Origin of the sequence: Polaromonas eurypsychrophila, assembly GCF_014641715.1 — a bacterium.
GTDB lineage: Bacteria > Pseudomonadota > Gammaproteobacteria > Burkholderiales > Burkholderiaceae_C > Polaromonas > Polaromonas eurypsychrophila.
Window position 1 is genome coordinate 135,501 of sequence record NZ_BMIG01000003.1, and the last position, 23,783, is coordinate 159,283.

Annotated in this window: 21 protein-coding genes; 1 reads left to right on the plus strand and 20 read right to left on the minus strand. The window is 63.1% G+C overall.

The features are described from left to right. Positions 1-3: 3 nt before the first annotated feature. The 3 genes from phnE to phnC are packed head-to-tail and all read right to left on the minus strand — an operon-like array spanning position 4 to position 2,688. Positions 4-762, minus strand: coding sequence for a phosphonate ABC transporter, permease protein PhnE (gene phnE / locus IEX16_RS05565; protein WP_188707567.1), 759 nt, complete (start codon positions 760-762; stop codon positions 4-6). A gap of 59 nt (positions 763-821) precedes the next feature. Further along, the gene (gene phnD, locus IEX16_RS05570; RefSeq protein WP_188707358.1) at positions 822-1,787 is read right to left on the minus strand and encodes a phosphonate ABC transporter substrate-binding protein; all 966 of its coding nucleotides are present in this window, start codon (positions 1,785-1,787) and stop codon (positions 822-824) included. A 37-nt stretch (positions 1,788-1,824) separates the two neighbouring features. Next, positions 1,825-2,688 carry a phosphonate ABC transporter ATP-binding protein gene (gene phnC, locus IEX16_RS05575; RefSeq protein WP_188707359.1) on the minus strand — a complete coding sequence of 288 codons (864 nt, stop codon included), beginning with the start codon at positions 2,686-2,688 and terminating at the stop codon, positions 1,825-1,827. Between the two features lie 105 nt (positions 2,689-2,793). On the opposite strand from phnC, the gene IEX16_RS05580 reads away from it, so the two are divergent. Beyond that, positions 2,794-4,293 (plus strand): AMP nucleosidase, encoded by a 1,500-nt coding sequence (locus IEX16_RS05580; RefSeq protein WP_188707360.1) that lies wholly within the window; start codon positions 2,794-2,796, stop codon positions 4,291-4,293. Positions 4,294-4,382: 89 nt separating this feature from the next. Here the strand turns inward: IEX16_RS05580 and IEX16_RS05585 are convergent, their stop codons facing one another. From IEX16_RS05585 to IEX16_RS05665, 17 genes are all read right to left on the minus strand, one after another. Continuing rightward, positions 4,383-5,390 carry a D-2-hydroxyacid dehydrogenase gene (locus IEX16_RS05585; protein WP_188707568.1) on the minus strand — a complete coding sequence of 336 codons (1,008 nt, stop codon included), beginning with the start codon at positions 5,388-5,390 and terminating at the stop codon, positions 4,383-4,385. Continuing rightward, entirely contained in the window at positions 5,387-6,403 is a 1,017-nt protein-coding gene (locus tag IEX16_RS05590) for a Bug family tripartite tricarboxylate transporter substrate binding protein (RefSeq protein ID WP_373288282.1), read from the minus strand. The genes IEX16_RS05585 and IEX16_RS05590 overlap by 4 nt, the downstream gene beginning before the upstream one ends. A 50-nt stretch (positions 6,404-6,453) precedes the next feature. Then, positions 6,454-7,242: a class II aldolase/adducin family protein gene (locus tag IEX16_RS05595; RefSeq protein WP_188707361.1), complete on the minus strand. Its 789-nt coding sequence runs from the start codon at positions 7,240-7,242 to the stop codon at positions 6,454-6,456. A 26-nt stretch (positions 7,243-7,268) separates the two neighbouring features. Continuing rightward, positions 7,269-8,429 (minus strand): tricarballylate utilization 4Fe-4S protein TcuB, encoded by a 1,161-nt coding sequence (gene tcuB / locus IEX16_RS05600; RefSeq protein WP_188707362.1) that lies wholly within the window; start codon positions 8,427-8,429, stop codon positions 7,269-7,271. Then, the gene (tcuA, locus tag IEX16_RS05605) at positions 8,416-9,825 is read right to left on the minus strand and encodes an FAD-dependent tricarballylate dehydrogenase TcuA (RefSeq protein ID WP_188707363.1); all 1,410 of its coding nucleotides are present in this window, start codon (positions 9,823-9,825) and stop codon (positions 8,416-8,418) included. The genes tcuB and tcuA overlap by 14 nt, the downstream gene beginning before the upstream one ends. A 111-nt stretch (positions 9,826-9,936) precedes the next feature. After that, positions 9,937-11,451 carry an FAD-dependent oxidoreductase gene (locus tag IEX16_RS05610; protein WP_188707364.1) on the minus strand — a complete coding sequence of 505 codons (1,515 nt, stop codon included), beginning with the start codon at positions 11,449-11,451 and terminating at the stop codon, positions 9,937-9,939. Between the two features lie 10 nt (positions 11,452-11,461). Continuing rightward, entirely contained in the window at positions 11,462-12,433 is a 972-nt protein-coding gene (locus IEX16_RS05615) for a Bug family tripartite tricarboxylate transporter substrate binding protein (RefSeq protein WP_188707365.1), read from the minus strand. Between the two features lie 22 nt (positions 12,434-12,455). After that, positions 12,456-13,433: a Bug family tripartite tricarboxylate transporter substrate binding protein gene (locus IEX16_RS05620; RefSeq protein WP_188707366.1), complete on the minus strand. Its 978-nt coding sequence runs from the start codon at positions 13,431-13,433 to the stop codon at positions 12,456-12,458. Beyond that, positions 13,430-14,332: a sugar ABC transporter substrate-binding protein gene (locus tag IEX16_RS05625; RefSeq protein ID WP_188707367.1), complete on the minus strand. Its 903-nt coding sequence runs from the start codon at positions 14,330-14,332 to the stop codon at positions 13,430-13,432. The genes IEX16_RS05620 and IEX16_RS05625 overlap by 4 nt, the downstream gene beginning before the upstream one ends. A gap of 2 nt (positions 14,333-14,334) precedes the next feature. Then, positions 14,335-15,057, minus strand: a complete 723-nt coding sequence (locus tag IEX16_RS05630; protein WP_188707368.1) for an SDR family NAD(P)-dependent oxidoreductase — start codon at positions 15,055-15,057, stop codon at positions 14,335-14,337. A gap of 32 nt (positions 15,058-15,089) precedes the next feature. Further along, positions 15,090-16,868 carry a thiamine pyrophosphate-binding protein gene (locus IEX16_RS05635; RefSeq protein ID WP_188707369.1) on the minus strand — a complete coding sequence of 593 codons (1,779 nt, stop codon included), beginning with the start codon at positions 16,866-16,868 and terminating at the stop codon, positions 15,090-15,092. 35 nt (positions 16,869-16,903) lie between these two features. Continuing rightward, positions 16,904-18,364: an aldehyde dehydrogenase family protein gene (locus IEX16_RS05640; protein ID WP_188707370.1), complete on the minus strand. Its 1,461-nt coding sequence runs from the start codon at positions 18,362-18,364 to the stop codon at positions 16,904-16,906. Next, complete coding sequence (locus IEX16_RS05645; RefSeq protein WP_188707371.1) at positions 18,364-18,756, minus strand: cupin domain-containing protein; 393 nt, start codon at positions 18,754-18,756, stop codon at positions 18,364-18,366. Before IEX16_RS05645 ends, IEX16_RS05640 begins: the two co-directional genes overlap by 1 nt. A gap of 47 nt (positions 18,757-18,803) precedes the next feature. Further along, positions 18,804-21,338 (minus strand): branched-chain amino acid ABC transporter ATP-binding protein/permease, encoded by a 2,535-nt coding sequence (locus tag IEX16_RS05650; protein ID WP_188707372.1) that lies wholly within the window; start codon positions 21,336-21,338, stop codon positions 18,804-18,806. Between the two features lie 24 nt (positions 21,339-21,362). Further along, positions 21,363-22,238 (minus strand): branched-chain amino acid ABC transporter permease, encoded by an 876-nt coding sequence (locus IEX16_RS05655; RefSeq protein ID WP_188707373.1) that lies wholly within the window; start codon positions 22,236-22,238, stop codon positions 21,363-21,365. Positions 22,239-22,254: 16 nt separating this feature from the next. Then, positions 22,255-22,407 carry a hypothetical protein gene (locus tag IEX16_RS05660; RefSeq protein ID WP_188707374.1) on the minus strand — a complete coding sequence of 51 codons (153 nt, stop codon included), beginning with the start codon at positions 22,405-22,407 and terminating at the stop codon, positions 22,255-22,257. Between the two features lie 93 nt (positions 22,408-22,500). Next, complete coding sequence (locus IEX16_RS05665) at positions 22,501-23,772, minus strand: ABC transporter substrate-binding protein (protein WP_188707375.1); 1,272 nt, start codon at positions 23,770-23,772, stop codon at positions 22,501-22,503. Positions 23,773-23,783: the final 11 nt, after the last annotated feature.

Genomic DNA, 23,783 nt, shown 5'->3' on the forward strand with positions numbered 1-23,783 from the left:
CTTCTAAACCAGCGCCTTGCGTATGCGTGCCGAGATCAGGTCGATGACACTGACGGTGACCACAATGATGATCATCACGGCGCAGGTTTCGGCGTACTGGAAACCGCGGATGATTTCCCACAGCACCACGCCGATGCCGCCAGCCCCCACCATGCCGACCACCGAGGCAGAGCGCACGTTCGACTCGAAGCGGTACAGCGTGTAGGAGATCCACAGCGGCAATACCTGAGGAATCACGCCGTAGAGGATCTCCTCCAGCGCATTGGCGCCGGTGGCGCGTATGCCTTCTACCGGCTGCGGGTCAATCGACTCCACGGCTTCCGAAAACAGCTTGGCCAGGATGCCGGTGGTGTGGATCCAGAGCGCTAGCACGCCGGCAAACGGCCCCAGCCCCACGGCCACAATGAACAGCATGGCAAAGACCATCTCGTTGATGGCGCGCGCCGCATCCATCAACCGACGCACCGGCTGCCGCACCCAGACCGGCGCGATGTTGGCGGACGACAGCAGCGCCAGCGGTACCGCGCAGACCACCGCCAGAGCCGTGCCCCACAAGGCGATCTGCACTGTGATCACCATCTCATGCAGGTAGCTGCGCCACTCCTTGAAGTTGGGCGGAAAAAAACTGGCCGCGTATTCGGCCATGTTGCCGGAGTCGCGCAGCAGGTCCAGCGGGCGCATGTCGGCGCCCTGCCAGGACAGGGCCAGCAATCCCAGCAACACCCCCCAGGCCATCAGGCCCAGCAGGCTGGTGCGCGGCATGTCCGGCAGCGCAGGCGGCGTTGGCACCGGCAGGCGCGCAGTGGTACTCACAGCGCCGCTCAGTTCTTGGCCAGCTCGGCGAGCTTGCGGTCAATCTCGGCGACCTTGGCCTGCTTTTCGGCGCCAGGCAGGTTGGCGTCGGCCTCGAACTTGTTGCGTTCCTTGAACAATTCAAGTTGGCGGATCGGAATCAGCTGGGCGTTGGTGGAAGGCTTGAAGGCCGACAGCTTGGAGATTCTCATCAGCACGTCTTTTTCCTGCTGGCCGCCCTGGCCATACGTGTAGAAAAAGTCCTTGAGCTTTTGCTGCGTGACGGCAGGAAGGTCCTTGCGCATGACCAGCGGGTCCAGCGGAATCAGCGGCGAGGTCCAGACCACGCGAATATCCTTGAATTTTTCGGGCAACTTGTCCTTGACCTTGTCCAGATTCTCGCTGTTGTTGGTAGCCACATCGACCTGCTTGTTGGCGACCGCCAGGGCGTTGCTTTCGTGGTTGGCGCCTCGCGACACCTTGAAGGCTGTCTTGGCATCGATCTTGTTTTGCGCGAAAACATAGTAGCTGGGCACCAGGAAACCCGAGGTGGAGTTGGGATCGCCATTGCCGAAAGACAGACTCTTGGCGTTCTTGAGCACGTCGTCCAGATTCTTCAGGGGGCTGTCCTTGTGCACGATCAGGTGCGAGTAATAACCCTGGGTGCCGTCGGCGTTGACCATCTGCGCAAACACTTCGCCATTGGCGCGGTCCACGGCCTCCATGGCTGATTTGTTGCCAAACCATGCCACATGCACCTTGTTGAAGCGCATGCCTTCGATGATGCCGGCGTAGTCAGGCGCAAAAAAGGCATTGACCTTGTAGCCGGTCTTTTTCTGCATGTCGTCGATCAGCGGCTGCCAGTCGGACTTCAGGTTTTGCGACGACTCGGTGGAGATGATGCCGAAGTTGATCTCCTTGAGGTCCTGCGCATGGACGGGCGCCAGCACGAGCAGCGCCGCAGCGGCCAGTCCGGTCAATAGATTTTTGATCATGGTAATTCCTTGAAAAGGTGGGTATGCAAAGGTGAGATCAGGCAGCCTGCGCCATCGGCGTCGGCCAGGCCAGGTGGGGAACCGGTTTGACCTTGTCTTCCAGGCTGGAGATGGCATCGCCCAGGGACAGGATGTCGTCGGCTTCGGCGCCGTACAGGTCGCGCAGCACGGCAGGCGTCAGGCCCACGGAGGGGCCGTCGTACACCACCTTGCCCTGGTGCAGGGCGATGGTGCGGGCGCAGTATTTCATGGCCACATTGACCTGGTGCAGTGACACCACCACCGTGCAGCGGTCTTCGCGGTTGATGCGCGCGAGAATGTCCATCACCTTGCGCGAGGACTCCGGGTCCAGCGAGGCAATCGGCTCATCGGCCAGCACCACTTTGGCGCCCTGCACCATCGCGCGTGCAATCGCGGCGCGCTGCTGCTGGCCGCCCGACAGGGTGGACGCGCGCTGGGCAAAACATTCGGCAATACCGACCCGGCGCAGGGCTTCGATGCCCCTGGCTTTTTCTTCGGGTGTGAACCAGCGGATCAGGCTGCGCCACATCGGCACCCGGTGCAGGGTGCCGGCCAACACGTTGACCAGCACCGGCAGGCGGCCAACCAGGTTGAACTGCTGGAACACAAAACCGATGCCGGAACGCACGGAGCGGATGTTGGCGGCGATTTTCCCATTGCTTTGCACCGTGCGGCCATGGATCACAATCGAGCCCTGCCCGGTCGAATCGCCGGCCATCAGGCCCGCCATGTGCCGCAGCAGGGTGGATTTTCCCGAACCCGAAGCCCCGATCAGCGCCACCATTTCGCCTGGCGCAATACTCAGGTCGACCTGTTGCAGCGCCTTGCGGCCATTGCCAAATGTCTTGCTCAGCGTGTTGATTCGAATGGCAGCGTCCATGGTCTCTCCAGGTGGTGTTGCCATTGAATCTAGGGTCGCAATGTGTCGGTTTCGTGTCAGTGGCCGCCAAAACTCGCGTTTTGGCCAGCGCGGCACAATATGTCCATGCCTTACCTGCCCGTCTTCATCGCGCCCACCCGCTATACCGACCCTGTCGCCGCGCTGGCGCAAGTCCGCCTGATTTATGACCAGCAGATCGCCCACCTGCGCAGCGCCATGCACCGCTACGTGGCTGGTGAAACCCTGCCCGGCCATGTGCGGGCCTTTTACCCCTTTGTGCGCGTGCAGACCGAGACCGTTGCCCGCGCCATCCTTGAGACGCCCGACATCGAGCAACTCAGTTATGGCTTTGTGGCCGGCCCCGGCCGTTTCGAGACCACGCTGACCCGGCCCGACCTCTATGGCAACTACTACCTGGAGCAGTTCCGGCTGCTGCTGCAAAACCATTCGGTAGAACTGGAGGTGGGCACCAGCACCCAGCCAATTCCGGTGCACTTCTCATTTGCCGAACACGACCATATCGAGGGCAGTCTGAGCGCCGCGCGCCGCATGCTGATGCGTGATGTGTTCGACCTGCCGGACCTGGCCGCCATGGACGACGGCATTGCCAACGGCACTTACGAGGCCAGTCCCGGTGAGCCGCAGCCGCTGGCGCTGTTCACCGCCGCGCGTGTCGACTATTCGCTGCAGCGCCTGCGCCACTACACAGGAACTTCGCCGCACTGGTTCCAGAACTTCGTGCTGTACACCAACTACCAGTTCTACATCGACGAGTTCGTGCGCTTGGGCCACGAGGAGATGGCCAATCCCGGCAGTGAATACATCGCTTTTGCCGAGCCTGGCAACGTGGTCACGCGGCGCGCTGGCCTGCCGCCCATCGCAGGCGATGAACTTGGCATGGCACCGCCGCGCCTGCCGCAGATGCCGGCCTACCACCTGATGCGCGCGGACCGCAGCGGCATCACCATGGTCAACATCGGCGTCGGCCCGGCCAATGCCAAAAACATCACCGACCACATCGCCGTGCTGCGTCCTCATGCCTGGATCATGCTGGGCCACTGCGCCGGCCTGCGAAACAGCCAGCAGCTCGGCGACTATGTACTGGCGCACGGCTATGTGCGCGAGGACCATGTGCTCGATGAGGAACTTCCGCTGTGGGTGCCGATTCCGGCGCTGGCCGAGATCCAGGTGGCGCTGGAGCGCGCGGTCAAGGATGTGACACGGCTTGAAGGACCGGACCTAAAGCGCATCATGCGCACCGGCACCGTGGCCTCGACCGACAACCGCAATTGGGAGCTGCTGCCTGGCAACCAGCCGCAGCGCCGTTTCAGCCAGAGCCGCGCGGTCGCGCTGGACATGGAAAGCGCCACCATTGCGGCCAACGGTTTCCGTTTCCGCGTGCCCTACGGCACCTTGCTGTGTGTCAGCGACAAGCCGCTGCACGGCGAGATCAAGCTGCCGGGCATGGCGAACCACTTCTACCGCGAACGTGTGGACCAGCATTTGCGTATCGGAATGCGCGCCATCGAGTTGCTGCGCGAACAGGGCACGACGCAGTTACACAGCCGCAAGTTGCGCAGTTTTTCAGAGGTGGCATTTCAATAAGCGGTCGCTGAAAGCGACCAGCTGCGCTATTGTTTTAATAGCTATTCGCCCTTGCCTGGTATGGGCTGGAGGCCAATTTCTCTTGTATTTCAGGCGACAGTGTATTGCAGCGGCTGACCCGCATGCCAGCGCGCCAGGTTGGCCAGGAACAGCGCACTGACGCGCTGCTGGTTGCCGTCGGAGTGGCCGGCCGAGTGCGGCGTGACGATGACGTTGGGCAGGCTCCACAGCGGTGAGGCGCTGTCCAGCGGCTCATGCTCGAACACATCGAGGTAGGCCCCGCCCAGTTGCCCGGATTGCAGGGCCGCGATCACGTCGGCTTCTACCACCACCTCGCCGCGCGCGACATTGACCAGACAGGCGCCGGCCGGCAGCAGGGCCAGCATGCGGGCGTCCACCAGAGCGCGTGTCTGCGGCGTCAGCGGGCAAGCCAACAGCAGCCAGTCGGCGTGCGGCAACACGGCAGGCAGTTGCGCCAGGCCCACCATCTCGACCCCCTCCTCGGGCGCTGGCGCGGAGCTGTGGCGCGCCACCACGACCCGCAAGCCGAGCAAGCGCAGAAAGGCCGCAATGCGCCGCCCTATCGGCCCCCAGCCGACGATCACCGCCGTCTGGCCCGCCAGGTCGCGCGGCGCCTGGCCCTCACGCACCAGCGGCGCCCAGCGGCGCGCCTGCTGGGCGGCCATCAGCTGCGGAAAGCGCCGGGCCAGCGCCAGCAAGCCGGCCAGCGCGGTCTGCGCCACCACCTCGGCATTCGCGCCGGACGAAGTGCTTATCTGGACACCGCGCGCCCGCAGTTCGGAGTAAATCGGCCGGTCCGCGCCCGCTGAGTGGATGTGGACCCACTGCAGGCCGGTCCCACCTCTCAACAAATCGTAAAAATTCTGCGTCGCCGGCAGCACCTCATGTTTGGTGGACTGGCCAGTCACATCGCGCGAAACAAAAGCCAGGTCGAAGTCATCGCCGGGAGCGAGTTTTTCGGCCAGCACCAGCGCATGGGGCCGCTCGCCCAGCACCTGCGCGATCCGCCCCTTCAGCCCGGCCGCCGCAGGTGCCGAGAGCAGAATGCGCACAGGCGCGGACGCGGCCAGCGTCATTCCGAGGTTGCGCCCGACTGGCGTACCACCAGCTTCCACTTTTCGTGCTCCTTCTTGACAAACTGGCTGAACTGCTCGGGCGTGCCGCCCACCGGATCGGCGCCTTCGCGAATCATCTGCGCTTCAAGCGAAGGCAGGACCTCATTGACCGCGCGGTTGAGTTGGGCCACCACCAGCAGCGGTGTGCCCTTGGGCGCAAAAAAACCAAACCAGGAGCCAGCTACAAAACCCGGAAAGCCGCGTTCGGATACCGTTGGCACGTCCGGCATGGACCGCGAGCGTTTGACACTGGTCACGGCAAGCGCCTTCAGCTTGCCGGCCTGGATCTGGCTGATCACCGAGGGGATCGTGGCGAACATGAAGTTGATTTGCCCTCCGAGCAGATCGTTCAGCGCATTCGCGCCCTTGTAGGGAACATGCAGGAGGTCGACGCCGATGCGTTTGCCAAGCATGAAGCCCGACAGATGCGCGGAGGTGCCGGTGCCGGTGGACCCGTAACTCAGGCCTTGTTTCGCCTTGGCATACGCCACAAACTCCTCAAACGTTTGCACCGGCATGGACGGACTGACCACCAGCACATTCGGAACATCGGCGATCTGAACCACCGGCACCAGATCGGTCAGCGGGTTGTAGCTCATGCGCTTGTAAAGTGACGGATTCACGGCAATCGGGCCGACCGAGTTGACGATCAGTGTGTAGCCGTCGGGCGCGGCCCTCACCACCTGCTCGGTGCCGATGTTGCCGCCCGCCCCCGGCTTGTTGTCGATGACAAAGGGCTGTTTCCAGCGCTCGGTCAGCTTCTGGCCCACTGATCGGGCCAGAATGTCGGTGGTGCCACCGGCCGTGAAGGCGACGACCACCCGAACCGGCTTGTTCGGGTACGGCGCTGAGCCGGCCTGCGCGAAGACCTGGCCAGGCAGCGCAAAGCCGGCTGCCATGCCTGCGGCGGTGGCCAGCAGCTGACGGCGGCTCCCCACCGGGGTATTGAACATGGTTGTGTGATCTGCGTTCATTGATCTCTCCTTGGTTGTTAAATCTGCGTTCAGTTCTCTTCTGCAGTTGATCAATCACGGTAAGTCGGGTCCATCCGGTCCAGCTTGCGCAGCAGCGCGGGCCATTCCATCAAGCCGTAGGGCCGGCGCGTGCCAGGTTGGTAGTTGCTCCAGGTTTCCTCCAGCACAGGCTGGGCAACAGGAACAAAGGGGCTGTTGCAGGCCATCGCCGCGAGCTGGGAGCGACAGGCCAGCTCGAGCCGGTGCATCCAGTTGAAGGCCTCGCCAATGCTGCGGCCCACCGTCAGCACGCCGTGGTTGCGCAGGATCAGCGCCTCCCCGTCGCCAAGGTCGCGCACCAGCGACTCCTGCTCGTCGAGGTTGAGCACCACGCCGCAATAGTCGTGGTAGGCGATCTTCAGGAAACGCATGGCCGTCTGGGTGATCGGCAGCAGTCCGCATTGCAACGAGGACACCGCCATGGACGCCCAGCTGTGCGTGTGGATCACGCAGGCCACTTCCGGCCTGGCCTCATGCACCGCGCTGTGGATCACATAACCGGCCTTGTTGATGCCGTAGTTGAGCGCGCCGAAATCAGGCTTGGCCAGAATGTTGCCGTCGTGATCGATCTTGACCAGGCTGGACGCGGTGATTTCCTCGTACATCATGCCGTAGGCGTTGATGAGAAAAGCCCCGTCTTCATCGGGCACACGCGCCGAGATGTGGTTGGCCATCATGTCCGACATGCCATAAATTTCTACCAGCCGATAACAGGCTGCCAGGTCCACGCGGGCCTGCCATTCGGCGGGCGAGCAACGGCCCTTAATGGATTCAATTTTGAGGCTGCGGTCGTCTTGCATGATGTTTCTCCGGGTCAAATGCCGTATCAGTCGTCGCCCAGCTTCAGCGTGCTGGGTTGGCGCTTTTCAATGGCCCACTTGAGCAGGGCCGCGCTGCGGAAGATGCCGTGGGCGAATTTGCCGTACGGCAGGGTCAGGAACAAGGCCATCACCACGCCGAGATGGACCGCCAGCAGCAGCGCCATGGCACCGGTGTCGCGCCAGGCCAGCAAGGCCAGGCCGGTCAGGCTGGTAAAAAACAGCAGCGCGATGAAGCCACGGTCCATCGGTTTCTGTGCAGCATCGCCATGCATGGGATGGCGTCTGAGGTTGAGCCAGAACAGGCCGGCCGGGCCGATCAGCAGGCCGATGCCGCCCACCGTTCCCAGCAACACCGGCAGGCTGGTCAGCGCGTAGGGCGCCTGCAAACCCAGCAGGTAGTGGTACAGCGTGGCCACCGAAGTGGCGGCAAAACACAGCATGAAGCCATAGAAGGTGAAGTGGTGAAAACGCCGACGCCACAGCGTGAAAGCGTCATCGCTTTCATTGCAGCCTTCGCCATGCCCGCCGTCCAGGTATTTGAGGCGCAGCACATTGAGGCTGGCCTCGGTGACAGCGGCACCTGTGGCCTGGCCGGGCGAAACATCGCACCAGAATTTGCGTACGCCCAGTCCCAGCGCGAGCACGGCGAACAAAAAGATGGGCGCAAACATCAGCACCAGCAGGTTGTGCGGAAAAATCGCGTAGAAGTTGCCGGCCAGTGGCGCGTGCAACAGGGTGCCATTGACTCCTACCGCCAGCACCAGGAACAGCGCCAACCCGGCGGCCAGCGCCATGGCCATAGTCAGGCCGTTGCGCTTGTACAGCGCGCCCAGGACAGGTGGCCAGGCGTAGTCGGCATAAGTCTGGCCACGTACCTGGGCCATGGCTTGCGGCACGTTGACTGCAAACTCGTGGGGCGGCGCGTACTGGCAGGCATGGAAACAGGCGCCACAGTTGTGACACAGGTTGGCGAGGTAGTGGATGTCGGCCTTGCCGAACTCCAGCCGCCGCGTCATGGCCGGAAACACGGCGCAAAAACCTTCGCAATAGCGGCAGGCATTGCAAATCTGCAGTTGCCGGCCGACCTCGGTTTCGTAAGGTGTGAGTGGCATCTCGCCAAGCGCCAGTGCGCGGGCGTCGCGGGTCAGGGCTTCAAGATGCAGCAAGATGCACTCCACTTTTGATAGCGGCTTGCGCTGCCTGGGTGCCGGCTATCCGGCCAAACGCTGTACCAATCGACATGCCAACCCCGGCCGTGTAACCCTTGCCAAGCACGTTGCCGGCCATCATCTCGCCGGCGACAAACAGGTTGGGGCTGGGCTGGCCGCCAAAATGCACAGCGGCACTGTCGTTGACCTTCAGGCCCAGGTAGGTGAAGGTGATGCCTGGCTTGAGCGCGTATCCATAAAACGGCGCGGTATCCAGCGGCCGCGCCCAGTGGGTTTTGGCTGGCAATACGCCTTCGGTGTGGCAGTCGTCCAGCGCAGTGTGGTCGAAAGTGCCAATGCGGCAGGCCGCGTTGTAGTCATTGAGGGTTTGCATGAAAGTGATTTCGTCCAGGCCGAGCTTGCGGGCGAGTTCGGGCAGAGAGTCGGCTTTGACGCCGGGAAACACCGGCGGCATAAAGCGGCCCACGGCCTTGGCATCGATGATGGAATAACCGGTCTGGCCGGGCTGCTGCGCCACCAGTCGGCCCCAGATCGCGTACCGCTTGGGCCAGAAATCCTCGCCCTCGTCGTAAAAACGCCTGGCCTGTTTGTTCACCACCACGCCCAGCGAGACGCAATCGATGCGGGTGCAAATACCGCCGTCGTACATCGGCGAGCGCGCATCGATGGCCACCATGTGGGCCTGGGTGGCATCACCGATGCTGTCGGCATGGTGTTCATCCAGCATGTGTTTGAGCAGGACGCCCTTGTTGAAGGCCGTACCGCGAATCAGGAAATTGTCGGCCGGCCATTCACCGTCGGCATTCTGGCCCCAGGCCTCGCGCAGCCATTCGCGGTTGGACTCAAAACCGCCGGCAGCCAGCACACAAGACCGGGCTTCAATCCGTTCATCACCGGTATGCGCGGCGACGAAGCGGCCATCGCGGATGTCGAGCCGGTCCACCGCGGCGTTGTAGCGGATTTTCACACCGAGTTTTTCAGCGCTGCGGTAGTAGGCATTGACCAGTGCCTTGCCGCCGCCCATGAAAAACGCGTTGGTACGCGCTACATGCAGCGCACCGGACAGCGGCGGCTGGAAGTGCACGCCATGGCTGCGCATCCAGTCGCGGCATTCTGAGGATGCGCGGATCGTGAGCCGCGCGAGGTGTTCGTTGGTCAGCCCGCCGGTCACCTTCAGCAGATCCTGCCAGTATTCCTCTTCCGGATAGGCTTCGATCAGCACATCCTGCGGCGCATCGTGCATGCACCGCAGGTTGCGCGTGTGTTGCGAATTACCGCCACGCCACTCGGGCGGCGCCGATTCCAGCAGCAACACCGAAGCCCCCGCCTCCCGCGCCATCAGCGCCGCGCACAGCGCCGCGTTACCGCCGCCTATGACCAAAACATCAAGCATCGTGGGAACATCTCCATCAGAAAAACCAGGCGGGTCAGGGGCTGGCCACACAAGCTGTTGAATATACGGGCGGCAAGAGAAAACGCACAGGGAGCCGGCGGCATGAGGGCATCACGATTCGTGATACCTGGCGTCCGCCCCTCCTCCTGACACGCTGTCCCCGCCGGCGGCCTGCGCAGCAAATCGCCCGGCCCGCCGGCCCGAGACAAAGGCCCACGCCAGGTGATGCCCATGGCCCTTGAGCAGCAGACCGCCCTGACCGGTGGAACCTGCTGCGTACAACCCCCGCAAAGGTCGGTCGCCGGCGTCCAGCACGCGATGCTGCGTGTCCACCATCAGGCCGCCCTCGCTGTGTACAAACACCGAACGCACCGGACCCAGGGCCACGTACGGGCCCGCGCCCAGCGGCTGGCGGCCGGTCGACGACACGCTGTGCGCCAGCGCCGCCGGGTCCATGCCCAGCTTGTGCGCCAGTGCGCCCAGGGTCACCGCCTGGGTATACACGTCCGGCCGGTTTGTAGCGTAGTCGGGAATGTAGGCATAAGCGATGCCGGGCGCGGTGGATACAAAATCGGGCCACTTTGAGAACCGGCTGGCCAGGGCCTGGTCGATGATGATGTAGGCCAGTTTTCCGGGTTGGTCAGGCAGGCGCCATGCGGGCCGGTCCAGCTCGTCGCCAAAGCGCTCGCCGCGCTGGTTGACCAGCAGGGCGCCCCCGTCGAACAGCGCGGTGGACGGCGCCAGCGCGGTGGTCAAAAACTTCATCATGAAAGGCCGCAACACAGCGGCCGGCAGATGGTCCAGCGACCACTCCATGAAAACGGCCAGCCAGCGCCAGGGCGGCAGGCGCCGCATCAGGGTTTCGGTGGCCGGTGCGATAAATCGGATTTCGGGACCGAGTGCGAGGTCACCGTTGACGATGCGCGCCCCCAGCGCCTCGGCCATGCGTTGGCCGTCACCTGTGGCGGTCAGGTTGACACCTTCGACCTTGGCCTCCTGCGAACCCATGAAGCGCGCCTTGTGCGCCGGGCTGTTGGTGAAGTCACCGGCGGCCAGCACCACGCCGCCGCGCGCCACAAAGCGCCACTTGCTGCCCTCGCCTTCGGCATCCACGGCGGTGATGCACCCGTCTTTCTGCACGATGGCCGTGACCTGCATGCCGGTGCGGATGACTACCCCGGCTCGGCGGGCGCGGCGCTCGAGGTGGTAGATGAAGGAGCGTGAGTTGGGCAGCACGTTGTGCATGCGCGGCTGGCGGTGCGGTGGTTCGGGCATGGGGCCCATGAAACGCACGCCAGAGTCCAGCAGCCAGGCAAAGGTGTCGGGCATGCCGTCACACAGGATGCGACGCAGCTCGTTGTTGTCTCGCGAAGCCAGCTCGCCGGCAAAACCGGGCATGTCGGCCCAGTGGTCCGCCGGGTTGTCGACGATGCCGCGTTTTTTTTGATGCGGCGTCTGCGTAGCGCTAACCGAGCCGATGGACCAGGCGGTGGAACCGCCCAGTGCGGCGTTTTTCTCAAGCAACAACACCGACCCGCCGGCCGCACGCGCCTCGATGGCCGCTGCCAGTCCGGCGCCGCCACCGCCAACCACCACCACGTCATGAACTTCCTCCAATTGCGTCATGTCCGCCCGCTCAATCCAGCTGAATGTTGGCAGCCTTGATCACGGCGCTCCATTTGGTGGTCTCGATCTCGTTGCGCTTTTGCGCATCGGCCGGGTTGCCGCCCAGCGGTACGATGCCCAAGCCATCCCAGCGCTGCGCCAGGTCCGGTGCCTTGATCACGGCGTTGATCTCGCTGTTGAGCCTGCTGACGATGGATGCGGGCGTACCGCTGGCCACTGAAATGGTGTACCACGGCACGGACGAGTAACCGGCCACACCGGCTTCGGCCACCGTAGGCACGTCTGGCAGGCTGGCGCTGCGGCTGGTGCCGGTCACGGCCAATGCACGCACTTTACCGCTCTTGAGGTGCGGATGCGCCGTGCCCAGGCTCTCGAACAGCATGTCGATCTGGCCACCCAGCAGGTCGGCCATGGCCGGCGCTCCGCCGCGGTAAGGCACGTGCGTGTAATCGATCTTTGTCATGTAGCGAAACAGCTCGGCCGCCATGTGCATGGCTGACCCGTTGCCCGCCGAACCATAGGTCAGTCTGCCGGACTGGCTTCGGGCCAGGGCCAACAACTCCTGCACCGACTTGACCGGCATGTCCTGCTTGACGATCAGGATGCTGGGCGCCTCGGCCAGCAGGATCACCGGCTTTAACTCCTTCATCGGGTCGTAGCGCAGCTTGGGGTAAAGCGCGACCGCGCCATTGTGGGCGATGGTAGCCAACACCAGGGTGTAACCGTCAGCCGGACCCCGAGCCACCAGTTCGCCACCGGTGTGCCCGCCGGCGCCGGGCTTGTTTTCGATAACCACGGGCTGGCCAAGACGGGCGCCCAGTTTCTCGGCCACGGATCGCGCCAGCAGGTCAGCCGGCCCGCCCGCCGCATAAGGCACCACCAACTTGACGGGTTTCGAAGGGTAGGCGTCCTGGGCGGACACCAGGAACGGGGCCACGCAAAGGCCCAGGGCGAGCATGGGATGCAGGAATTTTTCAACCATTTTTTTGTCTCCTAGATGTAGATCAATCCAGCTTCAATTTGGCCGCTTCGATCACACGTCCCCACTTCTGCGTTTCCGACTTGAAATAGGCCTGCGCTTCGGCGGGGGTGTTTGGCGTGATGGTGACGCCCAGGGCGGCCAGTTGTTTTTGCGCATCCGGTGTGGCCACGACGCGAAGCACATCCCGGTTGAGCTTGTCGATCACCGCCGGAGGGGTGCCCGCCGGCGCGGCCAGCGTCCACCACGAGGTGCCGGCATAAGCGGGAACACCCGACTCGGCAATGGTGGGCACATTCGGCAGGTTGGCATTACGTTTGGCGCTGGTCACGGCAAGTGCCCGTAGTTTGCCGCTCTGGATATGCGGCACGCTGGACGACATGTTGTCGAACATGAGGTCCACCTGCCCACCGATCAGGTCGATCAGTGCCGGACCGCTGCCCTTGTAGGGCACATGATTCATCCTGGTGCCGCTTTCGAGTTCGAACAGCGCCGTGACCATGTGCACCGAGGAACCCGGGCCGGCCGAGGCATAGTTGAGCTTGCCGGGGTTGGCCCTGGCGAAGGCCAGCAGTTCCGGAAAAGTCTTGAACGGCGAGTTGGCCGGCACCAGCACGATGTTGGGAGCTTCGCCGAGAATCATGATCGGCTGCAGTTCTGAAGCGGGCGAGTAGTTGAGTTTGCTGTAACTCGCGTAAGCCGCATGGATGCCAATGGTACCGACCATCAGGGTGTAACCGTCCGGCGGTGCCTTGGACACCACCTGCGCGCCCAGGTGGCCGCTGGCACCTGGCCGATTGTCCACGACGATCGACTGGCCATAGGGCGTCGCCAACCGCTGCGAGACCATGCGGCCCAGAATGTCGGCGACACCGGCCGGCGGGAAGGGCACCACCAGGCGGATCGACTGGGTGGGATAGTCCTGCGCCATGGCCGCGCCGCAGCAAAACAGCGTCGCGGCAAGCACGCTGCGGCCCAGGCTTTTCAGGAATGATCTTTTCATGTCTTGCTCCTCAGTTTTTCAAGGGTTATCACGGGTCGCTGCGCATAGGGCTGGTCCCACTGCCGGTAGTTGCCGCCGTCCACGATCTGCACCGGCAGTTCGATGGTGACGGGTACCTCCTCGCCACGCAGGTGGCGCACGGCGCATTCGGCAGCAAGGCAGGCGATCTGCATGGCGTTGAAATCGGCCGTGGCAAGCATGCGGCCTGCGGCGATAGCCGCAACGGCCTGGGGAATGGCGTTGACGCCAACCACCGCCGCTTTGTGTCCGGCGGCATCGAGCGCGTCCAGCACGCCGATGGCCATGATGTCGTTGGCGACCAGGCAGGCCTGCGGACCGGGGTTGGCCTGCAGCCACTGCGCGGTACGTTCGCGCGCCAAGTCCCGCACATAGTCGCCTGCGATGACTCCGGTGATGGTGATGCCGGGGTGCTGGCTCGCGGCGTCTCGGAATCCCCGCAAGCGCGCCAGGCTGGTGACCGAATCAACCGGTCCGGTGACGATCAGTACCTGCCCGTGGCCCTGCAGGTGACTGAACAGGTAATTTGCTATCGCCAGGGCAAGGCGGTAGTCGTCCGAACTCACGTAACTCACCATAGTCGCGGCATCGATCGGATTGACAAACCCGACCATGGGAATTCCCGCTGCCGCGATACGCCGCACCGCAGCATCGACCTTGCTGGCATGCACCGGCGAGAACACGAAAGCATCCGGCCGGGGAAGCAGCGCCAGCGCCTGGTCAACCAGTTCAATTTGCTCCTGCGGGTCATCCCCCTTTTTTGGCACAAAGTGCAGCACCTCGGCACCCAGCGCAGCTGCTGCACGCTCGGCGCCGAGGCGGGCTGCGCCATAAGCCGGGTTGGTCAGATTTTTGGTGAAGACCGCCAGGCGCAAGCGCATGTTCAGACCATGCCACCGTTGGGCTGGATCACCTGCCCATGGACCCACGACGCCTTGTCGGACGCCAGGAAACTCACAACCTCGGCCACTTCGTCGGGCGTGCCAATGCGATTGAACGGGCTCATAGCGGCGGAACGGGCCTTGGCCTCGTCGTTCTTGCCGGCGCGGAACAAGTCGGTGTCCACCGGTCCGGGCGCAACCGCGTTAACACGCACCTTGCGCGGCGCCAGTTCCTTGGCCATGGAACGCACCAGGCTTTCCACCGCCGCCTTGGTGGCGGTGTAGGGGCCACCACCAGGCACGCCGATGCGCACCATGGACGTCGTCAGCGCCACAATGTTGCCGCCGTCCGCCACATGTTTGGCCGCAGCACTGAGCACATTGAAAGCACCCACGATGTTGACCTCGACCAGCTTGCGGAAGTCCTCCGGCTTGAACTGCGCCATCGGGCCGGGCGGTACATTGATGCCGGCGTTGGCCACCACACAGTGCGGGGCAGCGCCAAAATCGCGCGCCACATCGGCAAACACCTGCTCAACCTGCGTCGGTTCGCAGATATCCACGGCATAACCACGGGTGCGGGCGCCGCCGATTTTTTCCGGCAGATCCGGCGCGCTGGTGACATAGGTGTAGGCGACGTCATAGCCGCTTTCTGCCAGTTTCTGCACGCAGGCCGCGCCAATGCCGCGGGTGCCGCCAAAAACAAGGGCGATGTTGTTGCTCATGTGAATCCTTAAAAGTCGTGAATGAAAACGCGTCAGGCCACCCAAGGCTTGCCGAAAACCGGTTCCTTGTAGGGAATCGGGGGAAGTTGCCAGGTGCCGGTGGACGGTGGACGCACATCGGCGTCCACATGGACATCAATCAGGCAGGGGCGTCGGTTTTTCAGCGCCTGTTCAACCGCAGCAGCCAGGTCCTGCGGCCGCGTCACGGTGGTTCCATCGGCGCCGCAGGCACGCGCCCAGGCGGCAAAGTCAGGGTTGTAGCGCTCGCCGGTCTGGCCCTTGTAGAAAGCGGTACCGATCTCACGGCCATTGAACAGACCATACTGCAGGTCGCGAATGGCACCCCAGGCAAAATTGTTCCAGACGATCCAGACCACCGGCAGGTTGTATTCCACCGCAGTGCAAAGCACGTAAGGCGCCATGGTGAAACCGCCGTCACCGACGACAGCGACGCAGGGTCGGTCGGGTGCCGCGAGTTGCGCGCCCAGCACCCCGCACACGCCAAAACCCATGCTGGAGTAGCCCCAGCTATTGAGCATGCTCTGTGGTCGGCGTGCTTTCCAGAACTGCATGAACCAGTTGTGATGCACGCCGGAATCGAGGCACAGGATCACATCCTCGGGCAACACTTTCTGCAGCGTGCCCACCACGAATTCAGGCCGTAAGGGGTTGGTCGAGTCGCCGAAATGCGGGCGGACAAAGGTCTCCCACTCGGCCTGCCAGCCCTGCACCTGGCCCAGCCACGGCGCATATGCTGCGGCGGTGATGTCCGCGCGTGCTGCAAGCGCGGTGAGCAGTTGCCGCACAAACACCTGGATGTCGGCAATGATGCCCACGGTGGGCACATAGTTGCGGCCCAGCTCCTGCGGATCAATGTCGACATGCACCAGTTGGGTCTTGGGGAAGTTCCACGAATAACCGTCTTGCCAGCTTGATGAACTGCGGTCGTCAAAACGGGTTCCGAGTGTGATCACCAGATCGGCACGGCGGCCGGCCTCGTTGGCCGGGTAAGCGCCATTGCGGCCGATGAAACCCAGCGCCAGAGGATGATCACCAGCAATGCAACCCATGCCGTTGGGCGAAGTGATCACGGGAATGCCCAGTAGCTGCGCGAACTCGGTGATTTCCGCACCGGCTTCGGACAGGGTCGCGCCGTGGCCGATGAACAGCACCGGCTTGCGCGCCGCAACCAACAGGTTCAGCGTGGCCGCCACATCGGCATCGCTGGCACCCGGCCGGTGCGCGCAGTGCAGGGCCGATGCCTGCGGCAGCTCCACGTCGGCTTCTTCCTGGTAGACGTTGTAGGGAATGTCCAGGTTCACCGGACCGGGGCGGCCCGTGACCATAGTGTCCATGGCCTGGCGCAGAGCCAGCGGCAGCATGTCGACCCGGGTCGGCTGAAACGCGCGCTTGACCACCGGCCGCAGCACCTGCGCAAAGTCCGCCTGGTTGTGCGCGTAGAGTTCCTGGAACGGGCCGCGGTTGTGCTGCGATGTCGGCACGTTGGAGGTAATGGCCATAAAGGCCGAGGAGTCCGACAGCGCTGTCGCGAGCGACATCACCATGTTGGCCGAACCCGGGCCGGTGGAGGTGAGCGTGGCCACCGGCTTGTGCTTGACGCGGAAGTAGGCGTCGGCCATGTGGCCGGCGCATTGTTCGTGGCGCGGCGAGATCAGCTGGATCTTGTCGCGCACGTCGTAGAGCGCATCCAGGATGCCGACGTTACCGTGGCCGCAAATGCCGAACACATAGGGCATTTTTTCCTGTACGAGGTAGTTGGCGATAAGTTCGCCACCTTTCATTTTTGCCATTGTCAGATTTCCATTTTCTTGCGTTTTCCGTTGTTTCAGCAGGTCGTGAACGTCACGATCCGCTCTTCGGTCATTTCATGAATCGCGTAGTGTGGCCCTTCACGGCCGAAGCCGCTGTCCTTGGATCCGCCGTATGGCATCAGGTCCACGCGTGAACTCGATGTTTCATTAATATGCACGCCACCGACTTCCAGCCGTTGCGCCGCGGCAAAAGCGTCGCCGAGCCGATTGGTAAAGATGCCGCAGGCCAGGCCGAAGGGCGTGGCGTTGACGCGTTCAATCGCCTGATCCAGCGTGCTGAACGGGGCGATGCAAACCACCGGTCCAAAAATCTCGCTGCAGCCAACCTTCATCGCGTTGCTGATGTTGGTCAGCAGCGTCGGAGGCACCACCGCGCCTTCACGTGCGCCGCCAGCCAGGCAGGTCGCACCGCTGGTCACGGCCTCTTCAATCCAGCCCTCAATGCGGATCGCGGCCTCTTCGCTGATGACCGGGCCAACCACCGTGGCCGGATCATGTGGGTCACCGAAGGGCAGCGCCTTGACCAGGGCCGACAGGCGCGACTCCACCTCGGCAAGCCGCGATACGTGGACCAGCAGCAGTTGCACCGAGGTACACACCTGGCCGGCCTTGCGGTAGCCGGCATTGACAATCTTTGGCAGTGCCGCGTCGAGTTGCGCATCCTCGCACAGGATGGTGCAGGCAATCGAGCCGAGCTCCATCTGCGTGCGCCGCAGGCCGGCCGCCTGCTGGATCTTGCGGCCCACCTCGGTGCTACCCGTAAACGCAAAGAAGCGGATACGCTCGTCGTTCTGCAGCCACTGGACCACCTCGGCGCTACCGTGCAGCACCGACAGGAAGCCGCTCGGCATGCCAGCGTCGAGCAGCACTTGCGCCAGTTTGCAGGCCGTCAGCGGCGTGTGGGTGGAGGGTTTGAGGATCACAGCATTGCCCGCGGCAAATGCCGGCGCCACCTTGTGCGTGACGGTATTGAGCGGCGAGTTGAAGGGCGTGATCGCAACGACTACACCGAGCGGAACGCGCAGCGTGAAGGCCAGCCGGCCAGCTTGGTTGGGCGCGCCTTCGAGCGGGATCACGTCGCCGGCGAGACGACGAGCCTCTTCGGCCGACAGCTTGAGCGTCTGGATGCAGCGGCGAACCTCGCCGGCGGCATCCGCGGCCGTAAAGCCGGCTTCCAGCTGCATGGTTCGGACAAAGTCATCCAGCCTCTGGTCCATCAGCACCGCAGCTCGCTCAAGCACAGTCCCGCGCTCATAAGCCACTGGCCCGCCGCGGCGAAATGCAGCATGGGCGGCATCCACTGCCGCCCTGACCTGCGCGGCATCGGCCAGAGTGATTGTGGCAAATGGCTGCAGGCGGTACTTGTCGTATACCGGTACCTCGGGACCCTCACCATCAACCCATAAACCGTCCACCAGCAGGCGTGCGCAGGCCTGCTGCTCCACGTCTGCCACCAGCTTGATCTGAGGCGTCATCAAAGCGTCCCCCCTTCGTCGTCGGCCGGCGTGGTGATCACCAGGAAAACCAGGCCGGACAAGCCGGTGTTGGTGAAGCTGTGGCGAATGCCGGGAGGCACATACACATAGTCATGCGGTCGCATCAGGTGTTTTTCGTCGTCCAGCGTGAGCACGCCTTCGCCTTCCAGCACGTAATACACCTGCTCCTGGATTTTGTGTACATGCTCGCCCACACAAGCGGCCGGTGCGTAACGGGAGATGCGGAAATCGATGCGGCTGCTTCCGGTGTTTTCGGGCGCGGCAAGCGCCTTCGACAGTGCGCCTCCAAAGTGCCCCGGATACTCCTTCCATGGGAGATTAGCCATCTTTTCGACGAGCGCCTTGCCTTTCATGGCGTTGGGTGTGGTCATGATTGATCCTGTGTTGAGTGATGTGCTGGGTTGCGTGTTGTCATGGGTCAAAGCCAGAGGATTTTCTTGCGGTAGTCCAGGTCAGTCAGCAGGGGCTGTGCCGGACCCTCGTGGAAGACCGCGCCGCGTTCCAGCGCATACACGCGGTCTGACAACGCCAGCACCAGGTCCAGGTTGTGCTCGACGATCACGATGGACACATGCTGGCGCAGCTTGTCGAACACGGTGAAGAGCTCCTGCACCACCGTCGGGGCCAGGCCTTCAAACGGTTCATCGAGCAGCAGCAGCCTGACGTTGCCCGACAAGGCGCGCGCGACCGCCACCATTTGCTGCTCACCGCCGGACAGGTAGTCCGCCGCTACATGCATGCGCGCTTTAAGGCGCGGAAAATATTCGAGGATCTGCGCTTCGCTCCAGACGATGCCCTGACTGCCATCGGTGGCGCGGGCCAGCCGGCCCAGCGCCAGGTTTTCAGCCACCGTCATGCCCGCAAACAAGCCGCGGCCCTGCGGCACATACCCGATGCCGAGCCGGGCAATGTCCGGCGCACCCATGCCGGCGATGTTGCGACCCGCGTAGTCGACCTTGCCGGATGCGGGTTTGAGCAGGCCGGTCAGGGCCTTGAGCAAGGTTGATTTTCCGGCACCGTTGCGCCCCAGCAGCGCCACGATTTCACCCTCTCGCACCTGCAGGCTGGCGTCGTTGAGGATGTGACTCTTGCCGTAGAAGGCGTTGACCTTGGAGAAATCGAGCACCAGTGGACGGTCGTCCGAGGCCACCCCGGAACGGCCCGTCACCGGGGGCGTGCCGGTCCCGGTGTAGATCTCCTGCACACGGTGATCGTTACGCACCTCGTCGGGCGAGCCACTCATCAGCACTTCGCCCTGGTTCATCACCGTGACGCGGTGTGACAGCGACAACACGCGATCAATATCGTGTTCGACGATCAGCACCGGAATGTTGCTGGCAATCGTCGTCACCAGGCGTGAAACACGCTCGCGCTCGGCCGCAGCCAGGCCCGCCAGCGGCTCGTCCATCAGCAACACCTTCGGCTTGGAGCCCAGGGCGATGCCCAGGTCGACCAGCCGCTGGCCGCCATAGGACAGGTCACCGCCGCCGACTTCTTCCATGCCTTCGAGACCGAGGAATTTCATCAGTTCAGCGGTCTCGGCATGGATCTCCGGATAACTGTCGATGTCGCGCCAGACATTGAAACGCGCCGCATGCTGGGCCTGCAGGGACAGACGCAGGTTTTCGTAAATCGTCAGTCCCTGGAACAGGTTGGTGATCTGGAAGGAGCGCGCCAGGCCCTGTCGGCAAATCTGCTCGGGCGGCAGATACTGGATCTCCTTGCCATGCAGGCGCACGGTGCCGGTATCGGCCATGAACATGCCGGAAATGAGGTTGAAGGTTGTAGTCTTGCCGGCGCCGTTGGGACCGATCAGCGCGTGGATCTGCCCCGCCTCGACGCTCAGGCTGTTGTCACGCACCGCCTGGATGCCGCCGAAGCGCTTGCTGATTCCCTGCGCCTCGAGCACGGCACCTTCGCGGCGCGCCGGACGCAGGAATGCGGGCAAGGGCAGGCCTTCATAAATTTTCCGCTTGCTCATGGCCGCGCCATCCTCCGGCGGTGGGCGAAAGCGCTTGTGCAACTTGGCCCCGATGCCACTCAGGCCGGCCGGCGAAAAGATGATGAACCCGACGAAGATCAGGCCGAAATAAAGCAGCCAGTTGTCGGTCCACATGGAAAACAGCTCGCGAAACAGCAGGAAGAACAGCGCACCCAAGGCCGGGCCCAGAAAGGTGTGCATACCGCCTATCACCACCATGGCCAGCAGCTCACCCGAGAAGTGCACGGCGGTGGATTCAGCAGCCGCCAGCCGGTGCAAAAACACCATCAGGGCCCCAGCCAGTCCGGTGACTGTGGCCGACAGCACAAAGGCCAGCAACTTGTACCGGTCGGTGTCATAGCCCTGAAAGGTGGCACGTTGCTGATTCTCGCGGATCGCCACCAGCACGTGGCCGAAGGGTGAGCGCACGACACGCTGCAAAGCGTAAACCACGCCCAGCGTGATGACAGCCACCAGCGCGTAGTAAGTCAGGTGGTCGTCCAGGTTGAGCGGGCCCAGGGTACCGCGCTCGATCCCGCCAAGGCCACCCTCACCGCCGGTCAGGCTGGTCCAGCGGAAGGCCGTTGCAAAGGTCAGGGCGCACAAGGCCAGCGTCAGCAGCGAGAAGTAGACACCGCGGCGGCGCAGGATCAGCAGCCCGACGATCAGCGACAGCGCGGCCGTGAACAGGATGGAGAAGGCAAAGGGCAGCAGCATCTGGCCCTTGAACCAGTGCAGTTGGGCCAGCGCGGCGGCGTATCCGCCGATGCCGAACCAGGCGGCGTGACCGAAAGACACCAGACCGGTATAGCCGACCAGCAGGTTCAGGCCCATGGCTGCCATCGCAAAAATGACCACCACGGTCGCGGCATCCAGAGTCAGGCCGATGAGCTGGAAAGCGATGGGCAGCAACACCAGGCTGGCCGCCGCTATCAACAGGAAGCGGTATTTCGTATTCAGGAAAGCAGTCATTGATGGTATCCGTTCACATCGTTCTCACTCGAAGCGCTCAATGCGCTCACCCAACAGGCCGCGCGGCCGGAACATCAGCACAAGGAACATCAGCACGTACATGGAGGCCTCACTGGCGGCCGGCAGGAAGTGGGTGGTGATGCCGCGCACCACACCCACCAGCAAGGCCGCCAGCACCACACCCCAGAAGCTGCCCAGCCCGCCGATCACGACCACGACGAAGGCCACCGTCATGATCTCCATGCCCATGGCCGGATGTACGATGGCAATCGGTCCGAACAACACGCCGCCCAGCGCGGCGGTAGCCACACCCAACATCACGACGACGGTCATGTACGGTTGCAGCTTGATGCCCAGCACCGCCACCATGTCAGGTTTTTGCACGCCCGCGCGCACCACACGGCCGAAGGAGGTCTTGTGGAGCAGCAGCCAGATGCCGGCCATCACCACGGTCACCACGCCCAGAATGAAGAGCCGGTATTTGGAGAACAAGAAATCGCCCAGAATCACGCTGCCCTTGAATTCGGGCGGCATGGTCGAGGGCAGCGGGGCTGAGCCCCAGATCATGCGCAGCGCCTGCTCGGCCACCAGAGCCAAGCCGAAGGTAACCAGCAGACTGAGGATGGGGTCGGCCGTGTAGAAACGGCGCAGCAGGTAGCGTTCGAACAGGATGCCCAGCAGACCCACCAGCAAAGGCGTGACGAAAATGCTGCCGGCGAATCCGGTGTACTTGATGACCTCCAGTGACAGGTAGGCACCCAGCGCATAAAACGCCCCGTGCGCCAGATTGACAATGCCGCCGACGCTGAAGATCAAAGACAGCCCCAGCGCCAGCAGGAGGTAATACCCGCCGAGTACCAGGCCGTTGGCGACCTGTTCGAGAAAAAACACGATTTCCATGAGAATCCAGAGGGAGTTAGAAGACACGCCGCAGGTACTGCAGCACGGAAGTAGCGGAACAAAATGAAAGTGATGGTTTCATGCCCTGGGCAAGGCGCAAGCCGTAGCGAAGGCTGGACGCCTTCGCAAGGGTTGCAACACCGCCATGGGTGCGAAGGCGCGCTTTCATGTTTCGATACTTTCGGGTTGCGGTACGGCCGCTATCGGCCCGGATTGAAGCCGGCATCGCGCGCGGCGACCGGTCCAATCACGCTCAGTTTGCTTACATCTTGCAAGCACTCTCCGACTTCGGCGGAGCCAGTTTTTCCAGCGATTCGTTCGCTGCCGGCACGGCGTCGCCGAACTGAAGGAAGTCCTGCTTGTGCTTGGCCTGGCCCTTGGCTTTGACGGTGAAGGGGTAAGCCTCCTGCATCAGCTGGTGGTCCCAACTGCGGAAGTAAGCCTTGCGCAACTTGAGCACGTCGAACTGGGCTTCCGACTCGAAATAGGCAATCAGCTTGTCGGTATCGGTCGACTTGGTGGCGGTCATGGCCTGGGCCATCATGTTGAGCGAGATGTACTCGATCCAGGCATGGTTCTCGGGAATGCGGCCATATTTTTTGGTGAATTTCTCGACGAAGGCTTGCGAGCCCGGCGTCTTGATCTCATGGTGCCAGACCGTCGGCCAGATGCCACCGAGGTTGCCCTCGCCGGCGGCCCAGGCGTCGGCCGTGTTCAGGTTGAAGCCGGCCACCGGGAACTGCAGCCCGAACTCGGCGTACTGCTTGACGAAGTTGGTCACCTGGTTGCCGCCCAGATTGGTGGCGATCAAGTCGGGCCTCGCCTGGCGGATTTTGAGCAGTTGCGCGCTGAAGTCCGTCAGGTCGGTCGGCACCAGTTCGTCACCGATCACTGTGCCGCCATTGGCCGCGAAAAATCGCTTGGCCTGACGCGACAGGTCGTGGCCGAACAGGTAGTCGGAGGTCAGGGCGTAGACTTTCTTGCCCTTGACCAAACCCTCGCGCAGCAAGGCCTCGCCGGCGGCATTGACCATCACCGTCACCGGGATGTCGACGTGGAAGGTGTAGCGATTGCAGTCCTTGCCGCGCAAGGCGTCCGAACGCGCGCCTATGCTCATGAAAAGAATCTTGTTGCGCGCAGCAACCTGGGCGATGGTCAGGGCCGAGGCGGAGTTGATCTCGCCCATCAGCACCGTCACCTTGTCGCGCTCTATCATGCGCTGCGCTTTGCTGGAAGCCGTCTGCGGGTTGACCGAGTCCTCGCTGATGACATCAAGCTGGCGACCCATCACACCGCCGGCGGCGTTGATTTCCTCGGCGGCCATCTTGATGCCCTGCACGGCGTAGTCACCGAGTGCACCGAGGAAACCCGTCAGCGGGGTCAGGTGCCCGATTTTGATTTTTTCGGACTGCGCGGCAACCAGCGCCGGCAAGCCCAGGGCGGAAGCACCGGCGATCGCGGCACCGGCTTTCAATGCATTGCGTCGCTGCAAGGACTGCAGTGTGGCCACGCCAGCCTTGTTGTCTTGTTCCATGTCTTTGTCTC